The 20,331-nt window shown below is 55.6% G+C and carries 22 protein-coding genes and 1 tRNA gene; 13 read left to right on the forward strand and 10 right to left on the reverse strand.

Going from position 1 to position 20,331, the window contains the following annotated elements:
* Positions 1-29: 29 nt before the first annotated feature.
* The 4 genes from fliQ to KOL70_RS07190 all read left to right on the forward strand — a co-directional run bounded on the left by fliQ (position 30) and on the right by KOL70_RS07190 (position 4,217).
* Positions 30-299: a flagellar biosynthesis protein FliQ gene (gene fliQ / locus KOL70_RS07175; protein ID WP_010618647.1), complete on the forward strand. Its 270-nt coding sequence runs from the start codon at positions 30-32 to the stop codon at positions 297-299.
* On the forward strand, positions 299-1,087 hold the full coding sequence (gene fliR, locus KOL70_RS07180; RefSeq protein WP_088516930.1) for a flagellar biosynthetic protein FliR: 789 nt from the start codon (positions 299-301) through the stop codon (positions 1,085-1,087). The genes fliQ and fliR overlap by 1 nt, the downstream gene beginning before the upstream one ends.
* Positions 1,088-1,714: 627 nt before the next feature.
* The gene (gene rcsA, locus KOL70_RS07185) at positions 1,715-2,350 is read left to right on the forward strand and encodes a transcriptional regulator RcsA (protein ID WP_021509858.1); all 636 of its coding nucleotides are present in this window, start codon (positions 1,715-1,717) and stop codon (positions 2,348-2,350) included.
* A 163-nt stretch (positions 2,351-2,513) separates the two neighbouring features.
* Complete coding sequence (locus KOL70_RS07190; RefSeq protein ID WP_021509857.1) at positions 2,514-4,217, forward strand: methyl-accepting chemotaxis protein; 1,704 nt, start codon at positions 2,514-2,516, stop codon at positions 4,215-4,217.
* Between the two features lie 234 nt (positions 4,218-4,451).
* On the opposite strand, the gene dsrB is transcribed toward KOL70_RS07190, so the two are convergent.
* Both dsrB and KOL70_RS07200 read right to left on the reverse strand, forming a co-directional pair.
* On the reverse strand, positions 4,452-4,649 hold the full coding sequence (gene dsrB, locus KOL70_RS07195; RefSeq protein ID WP_215480449.1) for a protein DsrB: 198 nt from the start codon (positions 4,647-4,649) through the stop codon (positions 4,452-4,454).
* A gap of 67 nt (positions 4,650-4,716) precedes the next feature.
* Positions 4,717-4,875 carry a YqaE/Pmp3 family membrane protein gene (locus tag KOL70_RS07200; RefSeq protein WP_021509855.1) on the reverse strand — a complete coding sequence of 53 codons (159 nt, stop codon included), beginning with the start codon at positions 4,873-4,875 and terminating at the stop codon, positions 4,717-4,719.
* A 316-nt stretch (positions 4,876-5,191) separates the two neighbouring features.
* Between KOL70_RS07200 and KOL70_RS07205 the strand changes: the two genes are divergently transcribed.
* The 3 genes from KOL70_RS07205 to KOL70_RS07215 all read left to right on the forward strand — a co-directional run bounded on the left by KOL70_RS07205 (position 5,192) and on the right by KOL70_RS07215 (position 7,827).
* Positions 5,192-5,425, forward strand: a complete 234-nt coding sequence (locus tag KOL70_RS07205; protein WP_058757390.1) for a YodD family protein — start codon at positions 5,192-5,194, stop codon at positions 5,423-5,425.
* Between the two features lie 357 nt (positions 5,426-5,782).
* Entirely contained in the window at positions 5,783-6,580 is a 798-nt protein-coding gene (locus KOL70_RS07210) for a mannosyl-3-phosphoglycerate phosphatase-related protein (RefSeq protein ID WP_215480450.1), read from the forward strand.
* A gap of 26 nt (positions 6,581-6,606) precedes the next feature.
* Positions 6,607-7,827: a hypothetical protein gene (locus KOL70_RS07215; RefSeq protein ID WP_058757388.1), complete on the forward strand. Its 1,221-nt coding sequence runs from the start codon at positions 6,607-6,609 to the stop codon at positions 7,825-7,827.
* Here the strand turns inward: KOL70_RS07215 and dgcQ are convergent.
* The 6 genes from dgcQ to KOL70_RS07240 form a co-directional block, all read right to left on the reverse strand.
* On the reverse strand, positions 7,824-9,476 hold the full coding sequence (gene dgcQ / locus KOL70_RS07220) for a cellulose biosynthesis regulator diguanylate cyclase DgcQ (protein ID WP_215480451.1): 1,653 nt from the start codon (positions 9,474-9,476) through the stop codon (positions 7,824-7,826). The genes KOL70_RS07215 and dgcQ overlap by 4 nt on opposite strands.
* 133 nt (positions 9,477-9,609) lie before the next feature.
* Positions 9,610-9,789, reverse strand: coding sequence for a YodC family protein (locus tag KOL70_RS07225; RefSeq protein ID WP_010618657.1), 180 nt, complete (start codon positions 9,787-9,789; stop codon positions 9,610-9,612).
* 181 nt (positions 9,790-9,970) lie between these two features.
* Positions 9,971-10,105 (reverse strand): hypothetical protein, encoded by a 135-nt coding sequence (locus KOL70_RS23750; protein ID WP_254919505.1) that lies wholly within the window; start codon positions 10,103-10,105, stop codon positions 9,971-9,973.
* A 36-nt stretch (positions 10,106-10,141) separates the two neighbouring features.
* Positions 10,142-11,053 carry a DUF808 domain-containing protein gene (locus KOL70_RS07230; protein WP_058757386.1) on the reverse strand — a complete coding sequence of 304 codons (912 nt, stop codon included), beginning with the start codon at positions 11,051-11,053 and terminating at the stop codon, positions 10,142-10,144.
* A gap of 11 nt (positions 11,054-11,064) precedes the next feature.
* On the reverse strand, positions 11,065-11,340 hold the full coding sequence (locus KOL70_RS07235; protein WP_021509848.1) for a hypothetical protein: 276 nt from the start codon (positions 11,338-11,340) through the stop codon (positions 11,065-11,067).
* 70 nt (positions 11,341-11,410) lie between these two features.
* Positions 11,411-11,887 carry a very short patch repair endonuclease gene (locus KOL70_RS07240; protein WP_152390714.1) on the reverse strand — a complete coding sequence of 159 codons (477 nt, stop codon included), beginning with the start codon at positions 11,885-11,887 and terminating at the stop codon, positions 11,411-11,413.
* A gap of 156 nt (positions 11,888-12,043) precedes the next feature.
* Here KOL70_RS07240 and dcm point away from each other — a divergent pair, with 156 nt between their 5' ends.
* Positions 12,044-13,441 carry a DNA (cytosine-5-)-methyltransferase gene (gene dcm / locus KOL70_RS07245; RefSeq protein ID WP_127834281.1) on the forward strand — a complete coding sequence of 466 codons (1,398 nt, stop codon included), beginning with the start codon at positions 12,044-12,046 and terminating at the stop codon, positions 13,439-13,441.
* A 150-nt stretch (positions 13,442-13,591) separates the two neighbouring features.
* Positions 13,592-15,187 (forward strand): methyl-accepting chemotaxis protein, encoded by a 1,596-nt coding sequence (locus KOL70_RS07250; protein ID WP_058774766.1) that lies wholly within the window; start codon positions 13,592-13,594, stop codon positions 15,185-15,187.
* A gap of 40 nt (positions 15,188-15,227) precedes the next feature.
* On the opposite strand, the gene KOL70_RS07255 is transcribed toward KOL70_RS07250, so the two are convergent.
* Together KOL70_RS07255 and KOL70_RS07260 are read right to left on the reverse strand one after the other, a co-directional pair.
* Entirely contained in the window at positions 15,228-15,473 is a 246-nt protein-coding gene (locus KOL70_RS07255; protein WP_215480452.1) for a hypothetical protein, read from the reverse strand.
* 70 nt (positions 15,474-15,543) lie between these two features.
* A complete protein-coding gene (locus KOL70_RS07260; protein ID WP_058757381.1) occupies positions 15,544-16,248 on the reverse strand; it encodes a phosphohydrolase in 705 nt (234 codons plus the stop codon).
* 580 nt (positions 16,249-16,828) lie between these two features.
* Between KOL70_RS07260 and KOL70_RS07265 the strand changes: the two genes are divergently transcribed.
* The 4 genes from KOL70_RS07265 to KOL70_RS07280 all read left to right on the forward strand — a co-directional run bounded on the left by KOL70_RS07265 (position 16,829) and on the right by KOL70_RS07280 (position 20,114).
* Entirely contained in the window at positions 16,829-17,509 is a 681-nt protein-coding gene (locus KOL70_RS07265) for a hypothetical protein (protein WP_058771148.1), read from the forward strand.
* A gap of 237 nt (positions 17,510-17,746) precedes the next feature.
* A complete protein-coding gene (mtfA, locus tag KOL70_RS07270) occupies positions 17,747-18,523 on the forward strand; it encodes a DgsA anti-repressor MtfA (RefSeq protein ID WP_058771147.1) in 777 nt (258 codons plus the stop codon).
* Positions 18,524-18,626: 103 nt separating this feature from the next.
* Positions 18,627-18,702 (forward strand) — tRNA-Asn (locus tag KOL70_RS07275).
* Positions 18,703-18,863: 161 nt separating this feature from the next.
* The gene (locus KOL70_RS07280; RefSeq protein WP_075324500.1) at positions 18,864-20,114 is read left to right on the forward strand and encodes an integrase arm-type DNA-binding domain-containing protein; all 1,251 of its coding nucleotides are present in this window, start codon (positions 18,864-18,866) and stop codon (positions 20,112-20,114) included.
* Positions 20,115-20,331: the final 217 nt, after the last annotated feature.

Below are 20,331 nucleotides of genomic sequence, written 5' to 3' on the forward strand. Positions count from 1 at the left end.
CCTCACCTTTCTCTCGACAGGAGCGCAACATGACACCGGAATCGGTAATGGTAATGGGCCAGGAAGCGATGCGTATCGCCCTGATGATGGCCGCTCCGCTGCTGCTGGTGGCGATGGTGAGCGGTTTGCTGATCAGTATTCTGCAGGCGGCAACGCAGATTAACGAACAGACACTGTCGTTTATCCCGAAAATTCTTGCCGTTGCGGCCACTGCCGTGGTGGCCGGACCGTGGATGCTCAACCTGATGCTGGACTACATCCGTACCCTGTTCAGCAACCTGCCTTATATCATCGGCTAATGGTCACCCTCGACAGCAGCCAGCTGGTGCAGTGGGTGGCGCAATTCTTCTGGCCGATGGTGCGTTTGCTGGCGCTATTTGCCAGCGCGCCGCTACTGAATGAACGTTCGATTCCAAAACGGGTCAAAATTGGACTGGCGGTAGTCACCACCTGGATTCTGATGCCGCTGCTGCCGCCGGTCGAAGTGACGCTGTTTACCCCGGCCGGTTTCTGGATGCTGGTGCAGCAGCTGCTGATTGGCGTGGGGATTGGTCTGACCATGCAGCTGGCTTTTTCTGCCGTGCGGCTGGCCGGTGAGATGATTGGTCTGCAGATGGGTCTCTCTTTTGCCACCCTGCTCGACCCGAACAGCCGGATCAACATGCCGCTGCTGGCCCGTTTTCTCGACATGCTGGCGATGCTGCTGTTCCTGACCTTCAACGGTCACCTGTGGTTGATCTCGTTACTGGTGGACAGTTTTCACACGTTGCCGATTAACGATCAGCCACTCAACGCCAACGCCTTCATGGCGCTGACCAAAGCCGCCAGCTTAATTTTCCTTAATGGCATGATGTTAGCGCTACCCCTAATAATTCTGCTCCTCACGCTAAACCTGGCACTAGGTTTGTTAAACCGCGTTTCACCTCAGCTGTCGGTTTTCGCCATCGGCTTCCCAATCACCTTAACGGTAGGGATCCTGAGTCTGGGTATGATGATGCCGTTGCTTGCACCTTTCTGTGAACATCTGTTCGGTGAAGTCTTTGATTTACTCGCGCAGTTTGTATCAGAACTTTCCCCTGCCCGTTGATTAACGATACTGTTAACCTTCTTATACGATAGTTAAGTAATCAAAAACATTCTGTGCATTTTTCGAACCATATTTTTCAGAAATCAACTGAGGATATTCTGATAAATGCGCATTTATGGTGAAAATTATTCTTATTAAACGGCGCTTCGCGTATTTTAGTCAGACGATTCCTAAGCCGGTTAAGCCGGTGAATCGGTTGATAAAATGCTCAAAGGGCTGTTTTTAAACAAAAAAAATATTACAGCGATTTTTCTTGTCTAAATCCCTTTTTTCCGGCATTGTCAACACTCGCTGAAACGTCACACTTTCGCGATTCAAATGTTTTTAAGAATTGTCCTATCAGATTTGTCTGTGACTTGCGCGATAGTGACAGGGCTCTCAAAACAGAGCGAAAGAAACACATAAACCAAATTCCCGGCGATTCCCACTATCGCGGGGACAAGCGTGACGTGGAAGTAACACAATAAACTTCGCAGAACGGGTCAGGGACGAGTCAAGATGGCGCAGGAATGCATTACGCCAGTCTGCCGAGCAGAATAAAAAAGTGTCTTTGGAAATCTCTCTCGTACCGCAAACGCGTATTCATCGTTGATTTAAACGGATAACAAATTGGTGAGGGTCGCTATAATGCCAACGATTATTATGGATTCATGTAACTACACACGCCTGGGTTTGTCAGACTATATGTCGGCAAAAGGAGTCAAAAAGAAAAATATTACTTCCGTGTCTGACATCGAACAATTGCAACAACGGTGTGAGCAATTAAAACCGGGCGTAGTATTTATTAACGAAGAATGCTTTATTCACGAATCCGATTCCAGCGATCGCATTCGTTCTATTATCATGCAGCATCCGGATACGCTATTCTTTATTTTTATGGCGATCTCGAATATCCATTTTGAGGAATACCTCTACGTTCGTAAGAACCTGATTATTACGTCAAAATCGATAAAAACATCGACGCTGGACTCCCTGCTGGGCACCTACCTGCAAAAGAAACTCAATGCGTCACCACGCATTTCTGCCGGGCTGGATATTCATCCACTGACATTGAGCCAGACTGAATCGAATATGCTGAAGATGTGGATGTCAGGTCATGACACCATTCAGATTTCGGATAAGATGCAAATCAAAGCGAAAACTGTTTCGTCACATAAAGGCAATATTAAACGCAAAATTAAAACGCATAATAAACAGGTTATTTATCATGTGGTGCGCCTGACAGATAATGTTACCTCGGGCATTTATGTCAACGTGCGATAATTTCACCTTACGATAATACGCTTTGTGGTCAAGGCCAGTCCCCGCGACTGGCCTTGATTATTTTTGAGCGTTTTGCGAGCGCGATCCCACTTCCCCGCTAAGCCTTTATCCCCTGCTGCCGATGCTTGTTTTCAGAACCCCTTACCACTATGAGAGCAAGGAAATGAAAACAGCATCGATAGATGAGCAACATAAGCTCAGCATCTGGCAAAACCTACGCCTGATGCCTCTGTTCAGCATGATCTTTGGTGGCATTCTGCTGCTTTTTGCCCTGTGCATTGGACTCGCCAGCTACTTTCTGATTCAGAGTAATAATTCCCTCAATGACGCCACCGATGAGATTCAGGTGCGCATGGGCATTTCTAACAGCTCAAACCATCTGCGAACCGCACGCCTTAATGTACTGCAGTCGGGCGCGGCGGCGCGCATCGGTGAAATGGATGGCTATCGTGCCGATCTGGCGCGCACCGAAACGCGCATTAAGCAGGCGCGCGAAGGCTTCAAAATTTATATGGATCGCAAAATGAAGACGCCGGCTGACCTGGCGCTCGACGGTCCGCTCACCACCAGCTTCAACGCCTATATTGATAAAGGCCTGAAGCCGATGATCGAGTCGGCGAAACAGGGCAGCTTTGAAGGGATTGTCGCGCAGGAGACCGATGTCACCCGCAAGCTGGATGATGCCTATAATGCCGTGCTGCTGAAGGCGATTAAGATCCGCACCGAGCGCGCCGAAGCGATTAACGCCGAAGCGGCGCATCAGTCGCGCGTCGGTTTTATCGCGATGGCTGCGGCTTTTGCCGCCGCGCTGCTGCTGGTGCTGCTCACCTTCGTGTTCCTGCGCCGCGTGGTGATCAATCCGCTGCGCCTGTCGGTGGGTCGCATTGAGCGCATCGCGCAGGGCGATCTCACCGCCCCCGAGCAGGCCTATGGTCGCAACGAAATTGGCAGCCTGCTGCACAACCTGCAGCTGATGCAGGCGTCGCTGGTGCGCACCGTTGGCACCGTCCGTGAAGGCGCGGTGGCGATTTATCAGGGTTCCAGCGAGATCTCCGCAGGTAATACCGATCTGTCATCACGCACCGAGCAACAGGCTTCTGCGCTGGAGCAGACTGCCGCCAGCATGGAGCAGCTCACCGCCACGGTGAAGCAGAACGCCGAAAACGCCCATCACGCCAGCCAGCTGGCCGCCGATGCGTCAGGCAAAGCGCGCAGCGGTGGTGAACTGGTGAGCGGCGTGGTGAAAACCATGAATAACATCTCCGGCAGCTCGAAGAAAATTGCCGAGATTACCAATGTCATTAACAGTATCGCCTTCCAGACCAATATCCTGGCGCTCAACGCCGCAGTGGAAGCCGCACGCGCCGGCGAACAGGGCCGTGGCTTCGCCGTGGTCGCCAGTGAAGTGCGCAATCTGGCGCAGCGCAGTGCGCAGGCGGCGAAAGAGATTGAGTCGCTGATTGCCGAGTCGGTGGATTTGATCAGTAACGGCTCGCATCAGGTCGGCGAAGCCGGCAGCACCATGGGCGAGATTGTCGAGGCGGTGCGCCGCGTTACCGACATTATGGCCGAGATTGCGGCAGCGTCTGATGAGCAGAGCCGTGGTATTCAGCAGGTCAGCCTGGCGGTGACCGAGATGGATAACGTGACGCAGCAGAACGCTTCGCTGGTGGAGGAAGCCTCTTCAGCCGCGGCTTCGCTGGAAGATCAGGCCGGTAAACTGACGCAGGCGGTGGCGGTGTTCCGCCTGAATGATACGCCAGCCTCGCTGGTTGCTGCTGCGCCGCAGCCAGCGCTAAAAGCGCCAGCGCTCGCTCCACGTCCGACACTGGCTGCAGCGGGTAATGATAACTGGGAGACGTTTTAAGAGGAGTGAGGTGGGGTGCGGTATTTTTCCCTCACCCCATCCCTCTCCCGCTTGCGGGAGAGGGGGCCGTCCGTGCGGCGATTAAATATCGTCTTCACTTAACGCCATGCAAACAATGTATTTTAATCATCCACACTGAACGGTTCCCTCTCCCGCGAGCAGGAGCACTGAACGGTTCCCTCTCCCGCAAGCGGGAGAGGGTTAGGGTGAGGGTAATCTAATCGCAAAACCACACTACCCTTCCCCCGCATACGGCTCAACAAACACGCCTTCGGCGTGATCGCTCTCATTAAAGAACCAGATCCCCAGCGGATAATCCTCCAGCGCCACCAGATACATGGTGCCCTCATTAAAGCCTTCCACAGCCAGCACAGTACCGACGCGACGTGGGCCGCCGTCGGTTCTTACCGTTACCCGGTCATTGACCTTCATTGATTTCTCTCCAGAAACAGTCCTGCGCATAGTGTAACGGAAGATAGTCAGCGCTGCCTGATCGCGATCAGCGTCGGGCGATTACCCACACCGCATGCACGATGCCGGGGATGTAACCACACAGCGTCAGCAGAATGTTGAGCCAGAAGGCGCCGCCAAAGCCGACCTGTAAAAACACGCCCAGCGGTGGCAACAGAATGGCAATAATGATCCGAATTAAATCCATACTAACTCCCTGATAACCATAATAATCAACCAGCTGTAAGCATAGCTGCTTTACGCCAGAATGGGGAATGCAGCGGGTAAAGAAGTGTCAAAGCCGGGCTTTTCACTTTCTTAACGTTTCCCGGAAAGACTTTTGACGCGGCACCCTCGTACACTTGTCAGCACTGCACCAACCCCAAAGGGGCAGTCAACCTAAAAGTAACAAGGATTTTTGCCCGCGCAGCGCGGGCTTTTTTTTGCCCGTTTCCCGTCCACGTCCCTCGCCCGCTGTCACCGTCTATACTTGTCAGGAATCCGTTTGCCTCCGGGAGGCTGTCATGGCTACAGCAAAAGAGTACAGCGATAACGTGCAGCGCGAAGTGAACATCGACGTGGACGCGCTGCTGGAAGCGATTCAGAAAAAAACGTCAGGCGAAGTGCAGGAGTTTATGCAGGCTGAAGATGCACACCGCGTGAAGGTGAATGGCGAAGCGTTTGACTCCTACACCGAACTGGCCGAGGCGTTTGAACTTGATATTCGTGATTTCACCATCACCGAAGTGAACCGCTGAAATCGATTTCAAAAAAAGACCCGGCACGCTGGCCGGGTTGAAAAAAATAAATTCGTTACACCAGGAAAATCTTAACACCGCTTCAGAGTACGCCTTAGCTGAAGTAAGACAAGTCTCAATTCTGCACGCAATTCGAACAAATCTGCATAATCATGCACTGCTGTTACCGAAAACATCGCGCTACGGCTGACATTCTGCATGCACAAAACGTGCAGCCGCTTCGGTATCCGGGCGGTGTTTTAAGAATTATCCTGGATAGTGGCCGCGCCGGCGGCAAGGAAAAGTGTGATCGTGATTACGCTATTATACTGATTACACGTCGCTTTACGGATGCCTTTGGGCGTAAGGAGTGTATTGATGATCCCGTTAGATTCCTCCCTGCTGATCGTGACCGATCTCGATGGTTCGCTGCTCGATCATCATGACTATAACTGGCAGGCCGCCAGCGAGTGGCTGGCGCGTCTTAAGCAGCAACAGATTCCGCTGGTGATTTGTTCGAGTAAAACCGCGGCCGAAATTATTCCGCTGCAGAAGCGGCTGGGCATCGCCGGTGCGCCCTTTATCGCGGAAAACGGCGCCCGCGTCGCCTTCGGCAGGGAAGCGCAAATCGCCGAAGAACCCGGTGCCGATTATCTTGCGCTCTGTGCCACGCTCAGCACCCTGCAGGCGGATTTTCGCTTCACCGGCTTTCATGACTTTAGCGACGCAGAAGTGGCCCGTTTCACCGGCCTGACGCTGACGGAAGCCAGCCAGAGCCGACTGCGCGATGCGTCTGAAGTTATCGTATGGCGCGATGATGAAACGCGGCTCGACGCCTTCCGCGCGGCGCTGGCCGGGCATCAGCTGGCCCTAACGCAGGGCGGACGTTTCTGGCACGTGATGCCGGCGGGCAGCGGTAAAGGCGTGGCGCTGGAACAGTTATTGCAGCAGTTGCAGCAGCAGGAAGGCACGAAGCGCACCACGATTGGTCTGGGCGATGGCCCTAACGATGCGCCGATGCTGGAGCGCGTCGATTATGCCGTGGTGATTAAAGGTTTCAGTAAAAACCCGGTGGTGCTGCAACGCAGCGATCATCATAACGTTTACCACACCGCACACGTTGGCCCTGAGGGCTGGCGCGAAGGTCTGGATTACTTTCTTGCCCAACCTGAATAACGGCAGCTGACCAGAAGGATGAGACGATGAGTGATTTTTACCAGAACGGCGTAATTACCAACTTTCATAATCTCACCCACCGCAGCGTGGAGTCGCTGGAAAAAGAGATGGTGCGCTTTGCGCGCAAGCGCAAAATGGGGCTGATTCTGCCCTCGCTGTTTTCCGAGCTGGAAGGCCCGGCGCTGGATAATATTGTCAATGAACTGGCGAAAGTGCCCTATCTGGAGGAGATTGTGATTGGCCTCGATCGTGCCGATCGCGATCAGTTTCTCTTCGCGCGCGAATTTTTCTCGCGCCTGCCGCAGCGCCACCGCATTTTGTGGAACGATGGCCCGCGGCTGAAAGCGCTGGACGCCGAGCTGGATAAAGAGGGCCTGTCGCCCAGCCAGCCCGGCAAGGGGCGCAACGTGTGGTTCTGCACCGGCTACACGCTGGCCTCCGACCGCTCGCAGTGCGTGGCGCTGCATGACTGCGATATCGTGACCTATGAGCGCGGCATGCTGGCACGTCTGCTCTATCCGCTGGCCAACCCGGCCTTTCAGTATGAATTCTGCAAAGGTTTCTATGCGCGCGTTGCGGACGGCAAACTTAATGGCCGCGTCGGGCGTCTGCTGGTGGGCCCGCTGCTGCGCTCGCTGCAGAAAGTCTACGGCCATTCGGAGTATCTCGACTATCTCACCAGTTTCCGCTATCCGCTGTCCGGCGAGTTTGCCATGCGCACCCACGTGCTGAACGGCATTAAAATTCCTGGCGACTGGGGGCTGGAGATTGGCGTGCTGTCAGAGATTTATCGCAATTACACCACGCGGCAGACCTGCCAGGTGGAAATCGCGGACAACTACGATCATAAGCATCAGCCGCTTGCGGAAGAGGACGGCACCGGTGGCCTGAAACGCATGAGTAACGATATCGTGCAGTCGCTGCTGCGTAAGCTGGCGACAATGGGCGTGCCGCTCACCAGCGACTCGTTCCGCGTGCTGAAAGCCACCTATTATCGCAACGCGCTGGACATGATGGAGATCTACAACCACGAAGCCACCATGAACGGACTGAAGTTTGATCAGCACATTGAAGAAGCGGCGGTCGAGATGTTCACCCAGGCGATTCTCGACGCCGGCCAGTCGTTCATCGAGCGGCCAAACGAGAAACCGTTTATCCCCAGCTGGAGCCGCGTGCAGTCGGCGTTCCCTGATATCCTGCAGCGCATCTACCAGGCGGTAGAAGAGGATAACGAGGGCAAAGTCTAACCGGCCGCGCACACCCGATTGCGACCGCCGCTTTTCGCCAGATACAGGCGGCGGTCCGCTACCGCCTGCAGACTTTCTGCATGGTAACTGCCCTGCTCAGTACTGCAGCTGACACCTTCCGACAACGTAACGCTAAAGGTGGTGCTGGCGTTGACCAGAATGGTTTTGGCCGCCAGCCGGCTGCGGATACGCTCCGCCACGCCCTGCGCCTCAGCCAGCGTGGTGTGCGGCAGCACGATACAAAACTCCTCGCCGCCGATGCGTCCGGCCACGTCGTAAGGGCGCAGCGTATGTTTGATGACGCCGGCCACGCGCATTAGCGCCTGATCGCCCGCGTGATGGCCCCAGCTATCATTGACCTTTTTGAAATGATCGATATCGAGCTGGATCACCGCCAGCGGCTGTTGCTGCTGTTCGCAGCGCCGCGCCAGCGCGATAAACTGGTCGAAAAAGGCGCTGCGATTAAGCAGGCGCGTCAGGCCGTCATAGTTAGCGCGCCAGGCCAGTCGCGCCGAGAGATCCTCCAGCCGCCGTACCAGGCGGAAAATCACCTGATGCGCCAGCGCCAGTAACAGCACGAACAGCAGCCACATGCCCAACAGAAACAGCGCTACCCGCCCCAGCTCCTGCGCCAGCCCCTGGCGCAGGCTCTGCACGTTGATTAGCCAGGCATCGACATTTTTTAACTTAACCCAGCTGGCCAGCTGACTGCCCAACCACAGTGTTCCGGCCGGCTGCTGGTGAATCGCCTGTATCAGCTGGCCGCGCTGCGCGGGGGTCAATGCCACATCGTGCGGTGCCGGCAGCCGGGTGATCTCGTTGAGAGCGCGATCTTCGAGCACCAGCTTGCCCTGCAGCACGCTGTGACGCGACTGGTGCAGCAATGCATTTATTCGCTGCTGGGTGAAGTCCATCGACAACACGCCGTACCAGTGCTGATGGGCGATCACCGGTGCGCTCACCGTCAGCATCAACCCTTCGTTGAACTCCCCCTGATAGGCTTCGGTCCAGTGCCATCGCGTCTGCGCCGCCCGGCCCGGCTGCTGGTCGCGAAAATAGGGTCGCTGCGTCATGGTGGCGTAACTTTGCGCCAGCTCCTGCGCGTCGCGCGGCGGACGTGAGCTGATGTAATAGCCCGCGCGCGAGGTGTACCAGAAGCGTGAATGAAAGTCCTGCGCCTCATCGCTGAACTGCATGATAAAGCTGAACTCCAGCGCAGCGCGCAGCTCGGGCAGCAGATAAGTATCATCGCGCTGCAGCAGCGCATCACGCTGCAGCCATTCGTCGCTGACGCCGTTAATCGGCATGCTGCGCAGGTTAGCGATTTGCAACTGCCACACCGGCTGATGGCGCAACTGCTGAAAACGCTGCAGGGCGTGCTGACCATAATCGGCATTCAGCGGGTGCGTCAGCGCGTAGCTGAGCATCCGCTGATAGTAATTAAGCTCGTCCAGACTCTCCTGAAAGCGGCTGTCGAGGCTGCGCTGGATCTCCGACAGCTGGGCGCGCTGCCGCTGCTGATAATTATTTTTTAATTCCAGCGCTTCATGGACGGTGAGAAAAAGTGAAAATAGAAAGACCGCCAGAAAACAGAGATGCACGCGCAGCGCAGGCGTCATGCGGCGTGATGACAGTGGCGAGATTGGCATCAGTAGCCAGGCTCCGGATAACAACGAATTGAAGAAGTGTAGTCAGGCGGGAAAAAGGCGTACAGGCAGAGATCAGGAAAAACGTGAAAAGTGACAATGACATCGGGACGGCGCGCTGACCGTCCCGGGGGACTCAGCTGGCCAGCTGGCGCGCGGCCGACAGATGCGTCAGCTCATCACTGCGGAACGCTTCGCGGCGTACACTGTAGCCATCATACCAACGACACTCTACCATTCCGCTGGCATAGCCGGTCACCACCATGGTGGGTCCGCCCTGTTTGTGCTGAACTTCGTCACTGATTGCAAAGGTCATACCGCGTCCTCCCTTCTCACCGTTGAATGAACGGATTAAGGTATAGCAGCTGTGCGCGTTTTTTGCCTATAGGATATTGCTATTACTGTGACAAATTCGGAATAAGCAGTGAAAAATGCCGTAAATAAACAAAGCCGATAAAAGTTATTATCGGCTTTGAACGATTTTCCCGGGTGGAAAATCAGATTTTGCAACCTTCGCAGTCGGCTTCGTCGCTGATATCCGCCGGCACTTCGCTGGCTTTTTCTGCCGCTTTGGCTTCCGCCTGCTCCAGCTGTGCATCGATATCAAATTCAAACATATCGTCGTTCATCATCGTTCTCCTGACCCGTGATTAGAAATTTCCTGCGCTTTATACCGATTTACCGCGCAGCTTCGCAACCAGATTTACCACTAACAGCACAATCGACCCAACGATAAAGCCCAGCACCAGATTCGCGCCGTTGCTCAGCAGCATGGAAACCACGCCCGGGAAGCCGCTGCTGTACTCTTCAATGGCATGATGCAGCGGCGCGATACCGTGCACGATAATACCGCCGCCCACCAGGAACATCGCGACGGTGCCAACCACCGACAGGATTTTCATCAGCCACGGTGCCAGCGCCAGCAGCGCGCCGCCGGTGGCCTGCGCCAGCGTGGAAGACTTCTCACGCAGCCAGTAGCCGAGATCGTCAATCTTAACGATCATCGCCACAATACCGTACACGCCGATGGTCACCAGAATGGCAATACCGGCGAGGATTAACACCTGGTTGAGCAGCGGCGCATCCGAAACGATGCCCAGGGTAATCGCCACAATTTCGGCCGACAGAATGAAGTCGGTGCGCACTGCGCCTTTCACCTTATCTTTTTCGAACTGGCGCGGGTCCTGCTGCGCCAGATTATCCAGGCGCTTTTGCCGCGCTTCCGGGCTCTTCTCCGCTTTGTCGTGGTGCAGGCTGTGCAGCACTTTTTCCACCCCTTCAAAGCACAGATAGGCGCCGCCAATCATCAGCAGCGGCGTAATCAGCCAGGGCGCAAACGCGGAGATCAGCAGCGCCAGCGGCACCAGGATCAGTTTGTTGATAAACGAGCCTTTCGCCACGCCCCACACCACCGGGAGCTCACGATTGGCCTTCACGCCCGTCACCTGCTGTGCATTGAGCGACAGGTCATCGCCCAGCACGCCGGCGGTCTTTTTTGCCGCCACTTTGCCCATGACGGAAATGTCGTCGAGCAGCGTGGCAATATCATCCAGAAGAGTCAGTAAGCTGGTTCCTGCCAAAATGTCATTCCTTATTCCGGTTCGTGATCCTGACAACAGGGGCACCGCTCAATCGCCGTCACCGTCATATCGGCGATGCCCGCACAGTCCCATTCGACGCGTAACGTTTTCCCGTGCAGATCGTCGGCGTGCAGATACTTGCTCACCGGACTTTCTGTCATGCCGCTTATCTCCTCGGTGGCCACCAGCGTATCGTCCAGGTAAATGCGCGCCGTGGCATGCGCATTGACCATGCGCTCATCGCGCAGTTGATACAGGCGTCTGACCGTCAGTTTGATGCTGCTCATGGTGGTATTCCGCGTCCCAGAGAAAACGCTGATCTAAACTGTTATGGCAGGTAAAAGCAATCACCCTGCCTTAATCCGCCCGATAGTGATGCAATCCCTGATGATCGATCTCGCTGCTGTGCGTGGCAGCCAGCAGCCACTCTTCCAGCCGCTCCACCAGCGCCTCATCTTCCAGCCGCAGTTTGCCGCGCAGCGCGCATTCCCAGACGATCAGCACCTTCCAGCCACTTTCCTGCAGCTGCTGCACATAGCGCCGGTCACGCTCCACGTTACTGTTGATTTTGCCGCTCCAGAATTCGGTACGCGTGGCAGGCATTTTGAACAGATAACAGTGGTGACGATGCCAGAAACAGCCGTGCACAAAGATAATGGCTTTGTGCTGCGGCAGCACAAAATCCGGCCGACCCGGCAGCGCTTTGTCCTGTACACGAAAGCTAAAGCCGCGATCTTTCAGCAGCAGCGCAATACGCTGCTCAATCGCCGTATCCTGATTGCGAATGGCGCGCATATTTTTGCGGCGAATATCATGCGAGTGGACGTCTGCCATGGCGTCTCCTTTTTTCCGGGCTTCTTCAACTTTAGCGCGTTGAGGCAAAAGCGAAAGTTTGTGCGAAGCAGATTGCGAGACGCTGCGCAGCCATCGTTAATTTCCACGCCGCGCCAGGAGTGGTAGCATAGCCACTTCACTGTTAAGGAAAAACGCATGCTTGCACTCGATCCCGCCGCGACGGCTTCGCCCTCCCCGCACTCCGCTGATGATGACGCCACCGCGTTACTGCTGCAGGTACTGGATATCTACGCGGCCCGCGATCTGGTGGTCATCCTGAGCGAGGCCGGCGGCCGCGACTGGAGTATCACGCAGCTTAACCGTATTCGCGCGGGAAAAAGTGCCGCGCCCGCGCTGTCCGCGGCGGAGGTTGCCCGTTTGCAGGCACTGCTGCCGTCGCGACCGGCGCATTATGACAATCCCCGCTTTCAGTTTATCGATCTGTTTGCCGGCATCGGGGGTATTCGCCGCGGCTTTGAGCAGATTGGTGGCCAGTGCGTATTCACCAGCGAGTGGAATAAAGAAGCGGTGCGCACCTATAAAGCTAATCACTACAGCGATCCCGCCCGGCATCAGTTCAACAGTGATATCCGGCTGATTACCCAGCCGGCCGGTTTGCCGGATGAGCAGGCGATTTATCAGCATATCGATAAGACGATTCCCGACCATCAGGTGCTGCTGGCCGGCTTTCCCTGTCAGCCCTTTTCGCTGGCCGGCGTCAGTAAGAAGAATGCGCTGGGTCGCGCGCACGGTTTTGAATGTGAAGCCCAGGGCACGCTGTTTTTTGATGTGGCGCGCATCCTCGCCGCCAAAAAACCGCCGTTTTTCGTGCTGGAGAATGTGAAGAACCTCAAGAGCCATGATAAAGGCCGCACCTTTGCCATTATTATGGCCACGCTGGATGAGCTGGGTTACGACGTCGCTGACGCGGCTGACGACTTATCGCCGGATGCCAAAGTGGTCGATGCGCGTCACTTCCTGCCACAGCACCGCGAGCGCATCGTGCTGGTGGGGATCCGGCGCGATACCGGCCTGAGCGAGGGTTTTTCGCTGCGCGCGCTGGCGGCGCTCTATCCGCCTGAAGTTCCGCCGCTGCACAGCCTGCTGGAGCCGCAGCCGGCGGCAAAATATACCCTGTCGCCCACGCTGTGGCACTATCTGTACCAGTATGCGAAGAAGCATAAAGCCAAAGGCAACGGTTTTGGCTTTGGCCTCAACGATCCGCGCAATCCGCACTGCTGCGTGCGCACGCTGTCAGCACGCTACTATAAAGACGGGTCGGAAATCCTGATCGATCGCGGCTGGGATCACGCGCTGGGCGAGCAGGATTTTCAGCAGGCCGCGAACATGGCGCGCCGCCCGCGCCGCCTGACGCCGCGTGAATGTGCCCGCCTGATGGGCTTTGAAGCGCCGGGCGAAGCGCGCTTCCGCATTCCGGTCTCCGACACACAAGCCTACAAACAGTTTGGTAACTCGGTGGTGGTACCGGTGTTCGCCGCCGTAGCGAAACTGCTGCTGCCGCTGATTGAGCAGCACGCGCGTCAGCGCCGCTGAAAACGCAGCCGCGCTTCACGCCCCGGTTTTCCGCCCCGCAATTTGCTTTAATAACGCGCGATGTGCTGTTTTGCCGCCCATCGCGCGCACTGTCACCGGACTGTCACGCATCAAACCAATACTGCGTTTTATTTTTTGCGGAGCTGTTTGATGTCTCTCCTGTCTGTAATCTCCCTGCCGCTGCGGCTGCGACCTCGTTTTACTCTGCGTCTGCCCGTCTGGCTCTCCAGCCTGCGCAGCCAGTTCATGCTGTTTATTGTGCTGTTTTGTCTGCTGCAGTTTGCCGGGGTGCTGCTGCTAAACCAGCATGTGAATCAGACGCAACACTCATTGCAGCAGGCCAGCCAGCTGCGCGAACGGCTGGCCCTGCTGGATAAAGCACGCATTGAGTTACTCACCGCCAGCGACAACAGCCATCGTGCCGGTATTTATCTGATGCAGGACCAGCAAAGCGGTTCGGTCGACAGCTGGAAAAGCCTGGCGGCGGCAGCCACTACCTCATTGCAGCAGGCGCAGCAGCTGTTTGCTGCCTATCAGGCGAAAAGCGATAGCCCGCTGGCACAGGGCTTCGTGCTACTGGCCGGCGGGCTGCAGGAGCAGCTGAAAGGGCTGGCAGCCAATGATATCAACGCATTTTTTATGGTGCCGATGCAGGCTTTCCAGCAGCAGTTCAACGATGCCTGGTTTAGCGAAATTGAACAGGCCAATCAGCAGCTCGGCAGCGTCAACCAGCATTCGCTCAGCACGCTCAAGCAGAGCCGCAATCTGGCGCTGGCGATTGCCGCGTTATTAATGGCGCTGCTGCTGCTGGCCGCCGCGCTGCTGATGCGCGGCGTGTTGCTGCCGCTGCGTCACGCCAACGCCCAGCTGGCACAAATCGCGACGGGCGATCTGGTCGCCAGCCCGGCACCGACGCGCCGTCAGTCGCTGGAAACGCGCCAGCTGCTCCAGTCCATCGATACCATGCGTCAGGGTTTGCAGCAGATCGTAAGCGACATTACGACGGTAGCAACCCGGGTGGCGGCCGGCGCTGACGAGATGCAGCAGCATAATCAGCAGGTGATGCAGCAGCATCAGGCGCAAAATGCCAGCTTCCATCATCTGTCGCAGCGGCTGCATCGCGTGTCAGAAGAGGTGGAAAAAGGTGCACACTTCTCGCAACAGGCGACGCACGACGCGCAGTCCGCGGATGCGCTGATGCGTCACTGCGCCCATGAAGTCGACAATATGGAACACCAGATGCAGCAGATCGTCGCGGCCGCCGGCGATATCGCTGGCATCGTCGGCATGCTGGACAGCCTGTCGATGCAGACGCGTCTGCTGTCGCTTAATGCGGCGATAGAATCTGCGCATGCTGGCGCTTACGGGCGCAGTTTTTCGGTCGTCGCCAAAGAGATGGGATTGCTGTCGCAGCAGAGCGGCGCTTCCACGCGGCAGATCGACGGTTTAATCCAGCACACGCAGCAGCACGTACAGGATGGCTTTGCGAAGGTGCAGGCGCTGGAAGTGCTGTTTGCGCGGATTGGCCAGGCGGTATCCGGCGTGGTCAGCCAGCTCAATGAGCTACAGGATAACAGTACGGCGCAGAGCCATCGCGTGAGCAAAATTGCCCGGGAAGTGGTGGAAATGAGTCTTCAGCTCCAGCAAAACGAAGCCCTGACTGATCAGCAGGTGCAGGCAGCGGCGCAGCTGAGTGAACTTTCAGCGCGACTGACGCAGCGCGCGCAGCAGTTCCGCGTTAGCTAAGGTGCAGAAAGAAAAAACCCGTCAGCGACGGGTTTTGGTGTTATTTCTTTTTCTTGCTTTTCTTCAGCAGTGCACGCACCTGCTTCAGCTCGGCGGTGCTCAGTTGATCGCCCGCCTCTTCGGTATGCAGGCTGTCGACGGCCGGTGGCTCAACGGCATCTAAACTGGCCTGCAGGCGGTTAACGATCTCCTGGCTCATGGAGATTTGGTTATCAGCGGCTAACTGTTTAATGTGCTCTTTCAGCGCCGGGTCAATTTTAATGGTTAAGTTAACGGTCTCGGTCATCTTCACACTCCCTCTTGATTTACAACAACGTAGCGGAAGCAGATGAAAGTTAACAGACTGTCATAAAAATTTAATATTGTGCCGGTATGGGACTGAAATCGCGTAACACGGACTCATCAATATCGGTCAGATTGCCCTGCAGTTCGGCGCACAGCTTCGCCATATAGCGGACGAGAAAATCGGCGTTGTGTTCCGCCAGCAGACGGCCGGTTTCCGTCTGCATGGTCTGCGGCAGGCTCAGCAGTTTCTTCTGGAAATGATCCAGCGTCCACTTTACGTCATCCAGTTCACGATCTTTACCCAGCGGATCGTCGCTGTCGAACAACGGCCGTCCCAGCGCACCTGCGGTATAGAAAACGCGCGCAAGGCCAATCGCGCCTAATGATTCGAGACGATCGGCATCCTGAACGATCTTCGCTTCTAACGTTTTTGGCGTAATGCGGGCGCTGAAACTGTGGGCCTGCACCGCATGCGCCACGCTGTCCAGCAGCGCTGAGGGGAAGTCCGGAAAATCCTGTTGCAGAATGCGGCGCGTCTCTTCCGCCGCGTAAGTCGAAGCCAGATGGCGTTCCGGATGGTTTTTCGGCAGGTTCACCACATCGTGAAAATAGCAGGCGGTCAGCACCACCAGCGGATCGGCATTGGTGTTTTGCATAATGCGGGCCGCGCTCATCCAGACGCGGCGCAGGTGCGCGATATCATGGGCTTTATCATCGTGCAGCCAGTTCAGCTGCAGCCAGCTTTCGTAACGGTGTTGCCAATGGGTCAGTGACATCGTGCTTCTCCTGTTATTGCTATTATTTCGCACCGGGTACGGCTTGCGTCTCATCATAGCGGCCCGGTGATGACACTTTCTTTACACCCTTACCGGATGTCCAGCGCAAAAAAATGCGATCCCGATCATGTTATAGCGCTGTTAAAGCCGCTTGCCCAGCCGCGATACCGTTTTCAGTATTTCCTTAACCTGTTTTAGTTAAGCCACTCTGTTTAATTTCGGTGATGCATTTCCCGCTGGGTGAATTTTCAGCATCGCCAAAGGTCCAGTTTAGCCTGTCGCAACCCCAGCATTAAAACGCCCCTTTGCATAGCGACATAATCTGAAAAGATTCCCATTGCGACCGTTATAACGTACTGTATAGGGGAAATTTACGGCTCTCACCTGTACCCGGAGCCTTCGTCAGCACACTGTTTGCTTATGAGCCATTTTTAATACCGGAAGCGGCAGTTATTGCCCGATAATAAGGCGACAAATTATTAAGCAAATTGATTCAAACCCATTATGCTAATGCTCTCATCCGAGGATACGGATGTTTCGTCGAAGTTCTCCGGGTACGTGATACAACATGAGGTACATAATGAAAGAACGGCCGATTCTTTTTTCCGAACAGCGGGTGCGCGCCCTGCTGGTTGGCCAGCAAACTCAGACCCGGCGCATTATGAAAACTCAGGCGTTTGGCCCGGGACAGGATCATCATGAAGGCGTGCACGCGTTTGATGTCAGCGCTAACCATCTGCATGGCTATAAGCTGATGTCGATGGCGGACATTGGTGCGCAGTGCCCGTTTGGCCAGGTCGGCGATCGCCTGTGGGTGCGTGAAACCTGGCGGGGTCCGATTGTGCCTGAGGCGCAGCTGGCGGAATACGAGCGCGATCCGCTGCCGTTCCGCAATCCGGCATTTTGCCAGTATCGCGCCGACAGCCATGAACTTGGACAACAGGAAGAAAATCAGCAGGTCGCCGAGCAGTTTGGCTGGCAGACCGCCATCCATATGCCGCGCTGGGCCAGCCGCATCGATCTGGAAATCACGGCGGTACGCGCGGAGAAAATTCAGGACATCAGCGAAGACGACATCATGGCGGAAGGCGTGCAGACCGATTCGCACTTCCTCAATAATTTCTTCACTATGAACATGAATTCCGAATCGCCGAAAGAAGCTTACCGCAAGGCGTGGCAGAAGCAGTACGGCGCCACCAGCTGGGAGGTGAATCCCTGGGTCTGGGTCATCGCATTCCAGCGTGTGGAGCGTGAAGGCTAACCGTTTGCCCTCTTCCGCACAGAAGAGGGCGTCATCTTTTGCGCGATTCAGTGAATCATCAGCCCTTGCCCCCTCGCCGGCGGCACAGCGCGCCCCTTTCCCACCTTGCCAGTTTGCAATCCCTGTCACAGACAAATCCGCCGCTAACAGGTTGAATAAGCGGCTTTGATTCCACGCTGGCAATTTATCGTCTGCCGCGTCAGGATATGATTTCCGCCCTGCAGAGTGAGTGACGCAATGATCAAATGGCCGTGGCGTGCACAAAAAGATGCTGCCGTGACTGCCCTGCCCTGGCAACAGGCGCTGGGGCAGCCGATCTTTTCTCTGCTGAACAGCGACGAACAGCAGGCGCTGGTAGCGCTGGCGCAACGCTTCCTGCTGCAGAAAAAAATCACTCCGCTGCAGGGTCTGGAACTCAGCGAACTGCGTCTGGCTCGCCTGTCGTTGCTGTTTTGCCTGCCGGTATTAAAGCTGGGTCTGGAATGGCTCGACGGCTTCCACGAAGTGCTGATCTACCCGGAGCCGTTCAGCGTTGACGATCGCTGGGAGGACGACAGCGGCCTGGTGCACCACGCGCCGGCCGTGCATGCCGGCCAGAGCTGGACGCAGGGACCGGTGGTGCTGAACGCGCTGGACATCCAGGACTCGTATGATCTCTCTGGTTACAACCTGGTGATCCACGAAGTAGCGCACAAGCTCGACGCGCGCGGCAGCGGTTACACCAGCGGCATCCCGGCCATCGCGCTGCGCGATGTGGCCAGCTGGGAGAAAGATTTACTGCAGGCGATGGCCGAGATTGAAGCGGAAGTGGATCTGGTGGGTGAACAGGCCGCGACCCTCGATCCTTATGCCGCCAGCGATCCGGCGGAATGTTTTGCCGTGCTGTCGGAGTACTTTTTCAGCGCCCCGGACCTGCTCGCCAGCCGTTTTCCGGCCATGTATCGCCACCTGCAGCAGTTTTACCATCAGGATCCGCTGGCGCGTCTGGCGCAGCAGGCACCGGAATCTGCTTAAATCACGATCGCTTTGTCGCTTTGCTAGCCAGTTGAATACAAATGTGTTTTTAGCGGTTGACACCCACAGGGGCTGCCATTAATATTCGCCTCGTTCCAACGATTCCTCTGTAGTTCAGTCGGTAGAACGGCGGACTGTTAATCCGTATGTCACTGGTTCGAGTCCAGTCAGAGGAGCCAATTTCCTGTTTTCATGCATCCTTGCGAATCATTATATGATGTTGGTTCAACAGGTTAGCGTGAAAACTCTTCCCGGTGCATTTTGATTTTACCCTCCGCATCGGGAAAAATTGGTGGTCAAATCTGGGGTCAGGTTAGTTCGATAATGGAGTGACCCCCATATGTCCCTTACCGACGCGAAAATCCGCACTCTCAAGCCTTCTGATAAACCCTTTAAAGTCTCCGATTCCCACGGTCTGTATCTGCTGGTCAAGCCGGGTGGCTCACGTCACTGGTATCTCAAGTACCGTATTAACGGTAAAGAATCCCGCATTGCGCTGGGTGCCTATCCTGCCGTCTCCCTCTCTGATGCGCGACAGCAGCGTGAAGGTGTCCGTAAAATGCTGGCGCTGAACATCAACCCGGTACAGCAGCGGGCTGCTGAACGTGGCTCACGAACACCGGATAAAGCTTTTAAAAACGTGGCGCTGGCGTGGCATAAAACTAACCGGAAATGGTCGCAGAACACCGCTGACCGTCTGCTTGCCAGCCTGAACAATCACATCTTTCCGGTTATCGGGAACCTGCCTGTATCAGAACTTAAACCCCGTCATTTCATTGACCTGCTGAAAGGGATCGAGGAAAAAGGTCTGCTGGAAGTTGCGTCCCGCACGCGGCAGCACTTGAGTAACATAATGCGCCATGCGGTCCATCAGGGGTTAATCGATACTAACCCGGCAGCAAACCTTGGCGGCGTGACCACACCTCCTGTCAGACGGCACTATCCTGCCCTGCCACTGGAGCGGCTGCCTGAACTGCTTGAACGTATTGAGGCATATCATCAGGGCCGCGGACTTACCCGACTTGCCGTCCTGCTGATGCTGCATGTGTTCATTCGCTCCAGTGAACTGCGTTTCGCCCGCTGGTCAGAGATTGATTTCACAAACCGGGTCTGGACGATACCCGCGACGCGAGAACCCATTATTGGCGTGCGTTATTCCGAGCGCGGGGCCAAAATGCGAATGCCGCATATCGTCCCCCTCTCAGAACATGTCATCGCCATTCTGAAACAGATTAAAGATATCACCGGTAATAATGAACTGGTCTTCCCCGGCGACCATAACCCGTATAAGCCAATGTGTGAAAACACGGTCAACAAGGCATTGCGGGTGATGGGCTACGACACAAAAAAGGATATCTGTGGCCACGGCTTTCGGGCGATGGCATGCAGTGCGCTGATGGAATCGGGTTTATGGTCAAAGGACGCAGTAGAACGCCAGATGAGTCATCAGGAGCGCAATACCGTGCGCATGGCTTATATTCACAAGGCAGAACATCTGGAAGCCCGCAAGGCGATGATGCAGTGGTGGTCCGATTATCTGGATATATGCCGTGAAGCCTACGTTCCACCATATTTCCTTATCAGAAAATAAAGCATTACGCCAGATAGTTCATGAATTATCTGGCGTAACAAATCAACCCCATATCGGCGTCAATTGATATGGTTTTTTTTAGTTTAAATCCCATGACTGCGAAGGAGTAATGACTCCTGTAAGGTATTTGCCTTTGAAAAAGGCTATTGCGGATGTTCTCTACAGAACATTCCATAGTCTTAAAACGGCCGACAAAGGAAAACTCTAAGAAATGCAG

Source organism: Pantoea sp. B270 (assembly GCF_018726825.1).
In the GTDB taxonomy this organism is placed as follows: domain Bacteria; phylum Pseudomonadota; class Gammaproteobacteria; order Enterobacterales; family Enterobacteriaceae; genus Pantoea; species Pantoea dispersa.

What these genes read in the sequence shown, in the direction of transcription:
- KOL70_RS07225 (WP_010618657.1), bottom strand. Translation starts at nt 9,789, where the DNA reads ATGACCTTTGCAATCAGTGACGAAGTTCAGCACAAACAGGGCGGACCC.
- KOL70_RS07240 (WP_152390714.1), bottom strand. Translation starts at nt 11,887, where the DNA reads ATGGCAGACGTCCACTCGCATGATATTCGCCGCAAAAATATGCGCGCC.
- dsrB (WP_215480449.1), bottom strand. Translation starts at nt 4,649, where the DNA reads ATGAAGGTCAATGACCGGGTAACGGTAAGAACCGACGGCGGCCCACGT.
- KOL70_RS23750 (WP_254919505.1), bottom strand. Translation starts at nt 10,105, where the DNA reads ATGATGAACGACGATATGTTTGAATTTGATATCGATGCACAGCTGGAG.
- fliR (WP_088516930.1), top strand. Translation starts at nt 299, where the DNA reads ATGGTCACCCTCGACAGCAGCCAGCTGGTGCAGTGGGTGGCGCAATTC.
- KOL70_RS07250 (WP_058774766.1), top strand. Translation starts at nt 13,592, where the DNA reads ATGTCTCTCCTGTCTGTAATCTCCCTGCCGCTGCGGCTGCGACCTCGT.
- KOL70_RS07255 (WP_215480452.1), bottom strand. Translation starts at nt 15,473, where the DNA reads ATGACCGAGACCGTTAACTTAACCATTAAAATTGACCCGGCGCTGAAA.
- KOL70_RS07215 (WP_058757388.1), top strand. Translation starts at nt 6,607, where the DNA reads ATGAGTGATTTTTACCAGAACGGCGTAATTACCAACTTTCATAATCTC.
- KOL70_RS07235 (WP_021509848.1), bottom strand. Translation starts at nt 11,340, where the DNA reads ATGAGCAGCATCAAACTGACGGTCAGACGCCTGTATCAACTGCGCGAT.
- dgcQ (WP_215480451.1), bottom strand. Translation starts at nt 9,476, where the DNA reads ATGCCAATCTCGCCACTGTCATCACGCCGCATGACGCCTGCGCTGCGC.
- fliQ (WP_010618647.1), top strand. Translation starts at nt 30, where the DNA reads ATGACACCGGAATCGGTAATGGTAATGGGCCAGGAAGCGATGCGTATC.
- KOL70_RS07260 (WP_058757381.1), bottom strand. Translation starts at nt 16,248, where the DNA reads ATGTCACTGACCCATTGGCAACACCGTTACGAAAGCTGGCTGCAGCTG.
- KOL70_RS07200 (WP_021509855.1), bottom strand. Translation starts at nt 4,875, where the DNA reads ATGGATTTAATTCGGATCATTATTGCCATTCTGTTGCCACCGCTGGGC.
- mtfA (WP_058771147.1), top strand. Translation starts at nt 17,747, where the DNA reads ATGATCAAATGGCCGTGGCGTGCACAAAAAGATGCTGCCGTGACTGCC.
- KOL70_RS07265 (WP_058771148.1), top strand. Translation starts at nt 16,829, where the DNA reads ATGAAAGAACGGCCGATTCTTTTTTCCGAACAGCGGGTGCGCGCCCTG.
- KOL70_RS07190 (WP_021509857.1), top strand. Translation starts at nt 2,514, where the DNA reads ATGAAAACAGCATCGATAGATGAGCAACATAAGCTCAGCATCTGGCAA.
- KOL70_RS07280 (WP_075324500.1), top strand. Translation starts at nt 18,864, where the DNA reads ATGTCCCTTACCGACGCGAAAATCCGCACTCTCAAGCCTTCTGATAAA.
- rcsA (WP_021509858.1), top strand. Translation starts at nt 1,715, where the DNA reads ATGCCAACGATTATTATGGATTCATGTAACTACACACGCCTGGGTTTG.
- KOL70_RS07210 (WP_215480450.1), top strand. Translation starts at nt 5,783, where the DNA reads ATGATCCCGTTAGATTCCTCCCTGCTGATCGTGACCGATCTCGATGGT.
- dcm (WP_127834281.1), top strand. Translation starts at nt 12,044, where the DNA reads ATGCTTGCACTCGATCCCGCCGCGACGGCTTCGCCCTCCCCGCACTCC.
- KOL70_RS07205 (WP_058757390.1), top strand. Translation starts at nt 5,192, where the DNA reads ATGGCTACAGCAAAAGAGTACAGCGATAACGTGCAGCGCGAAGTGAAC.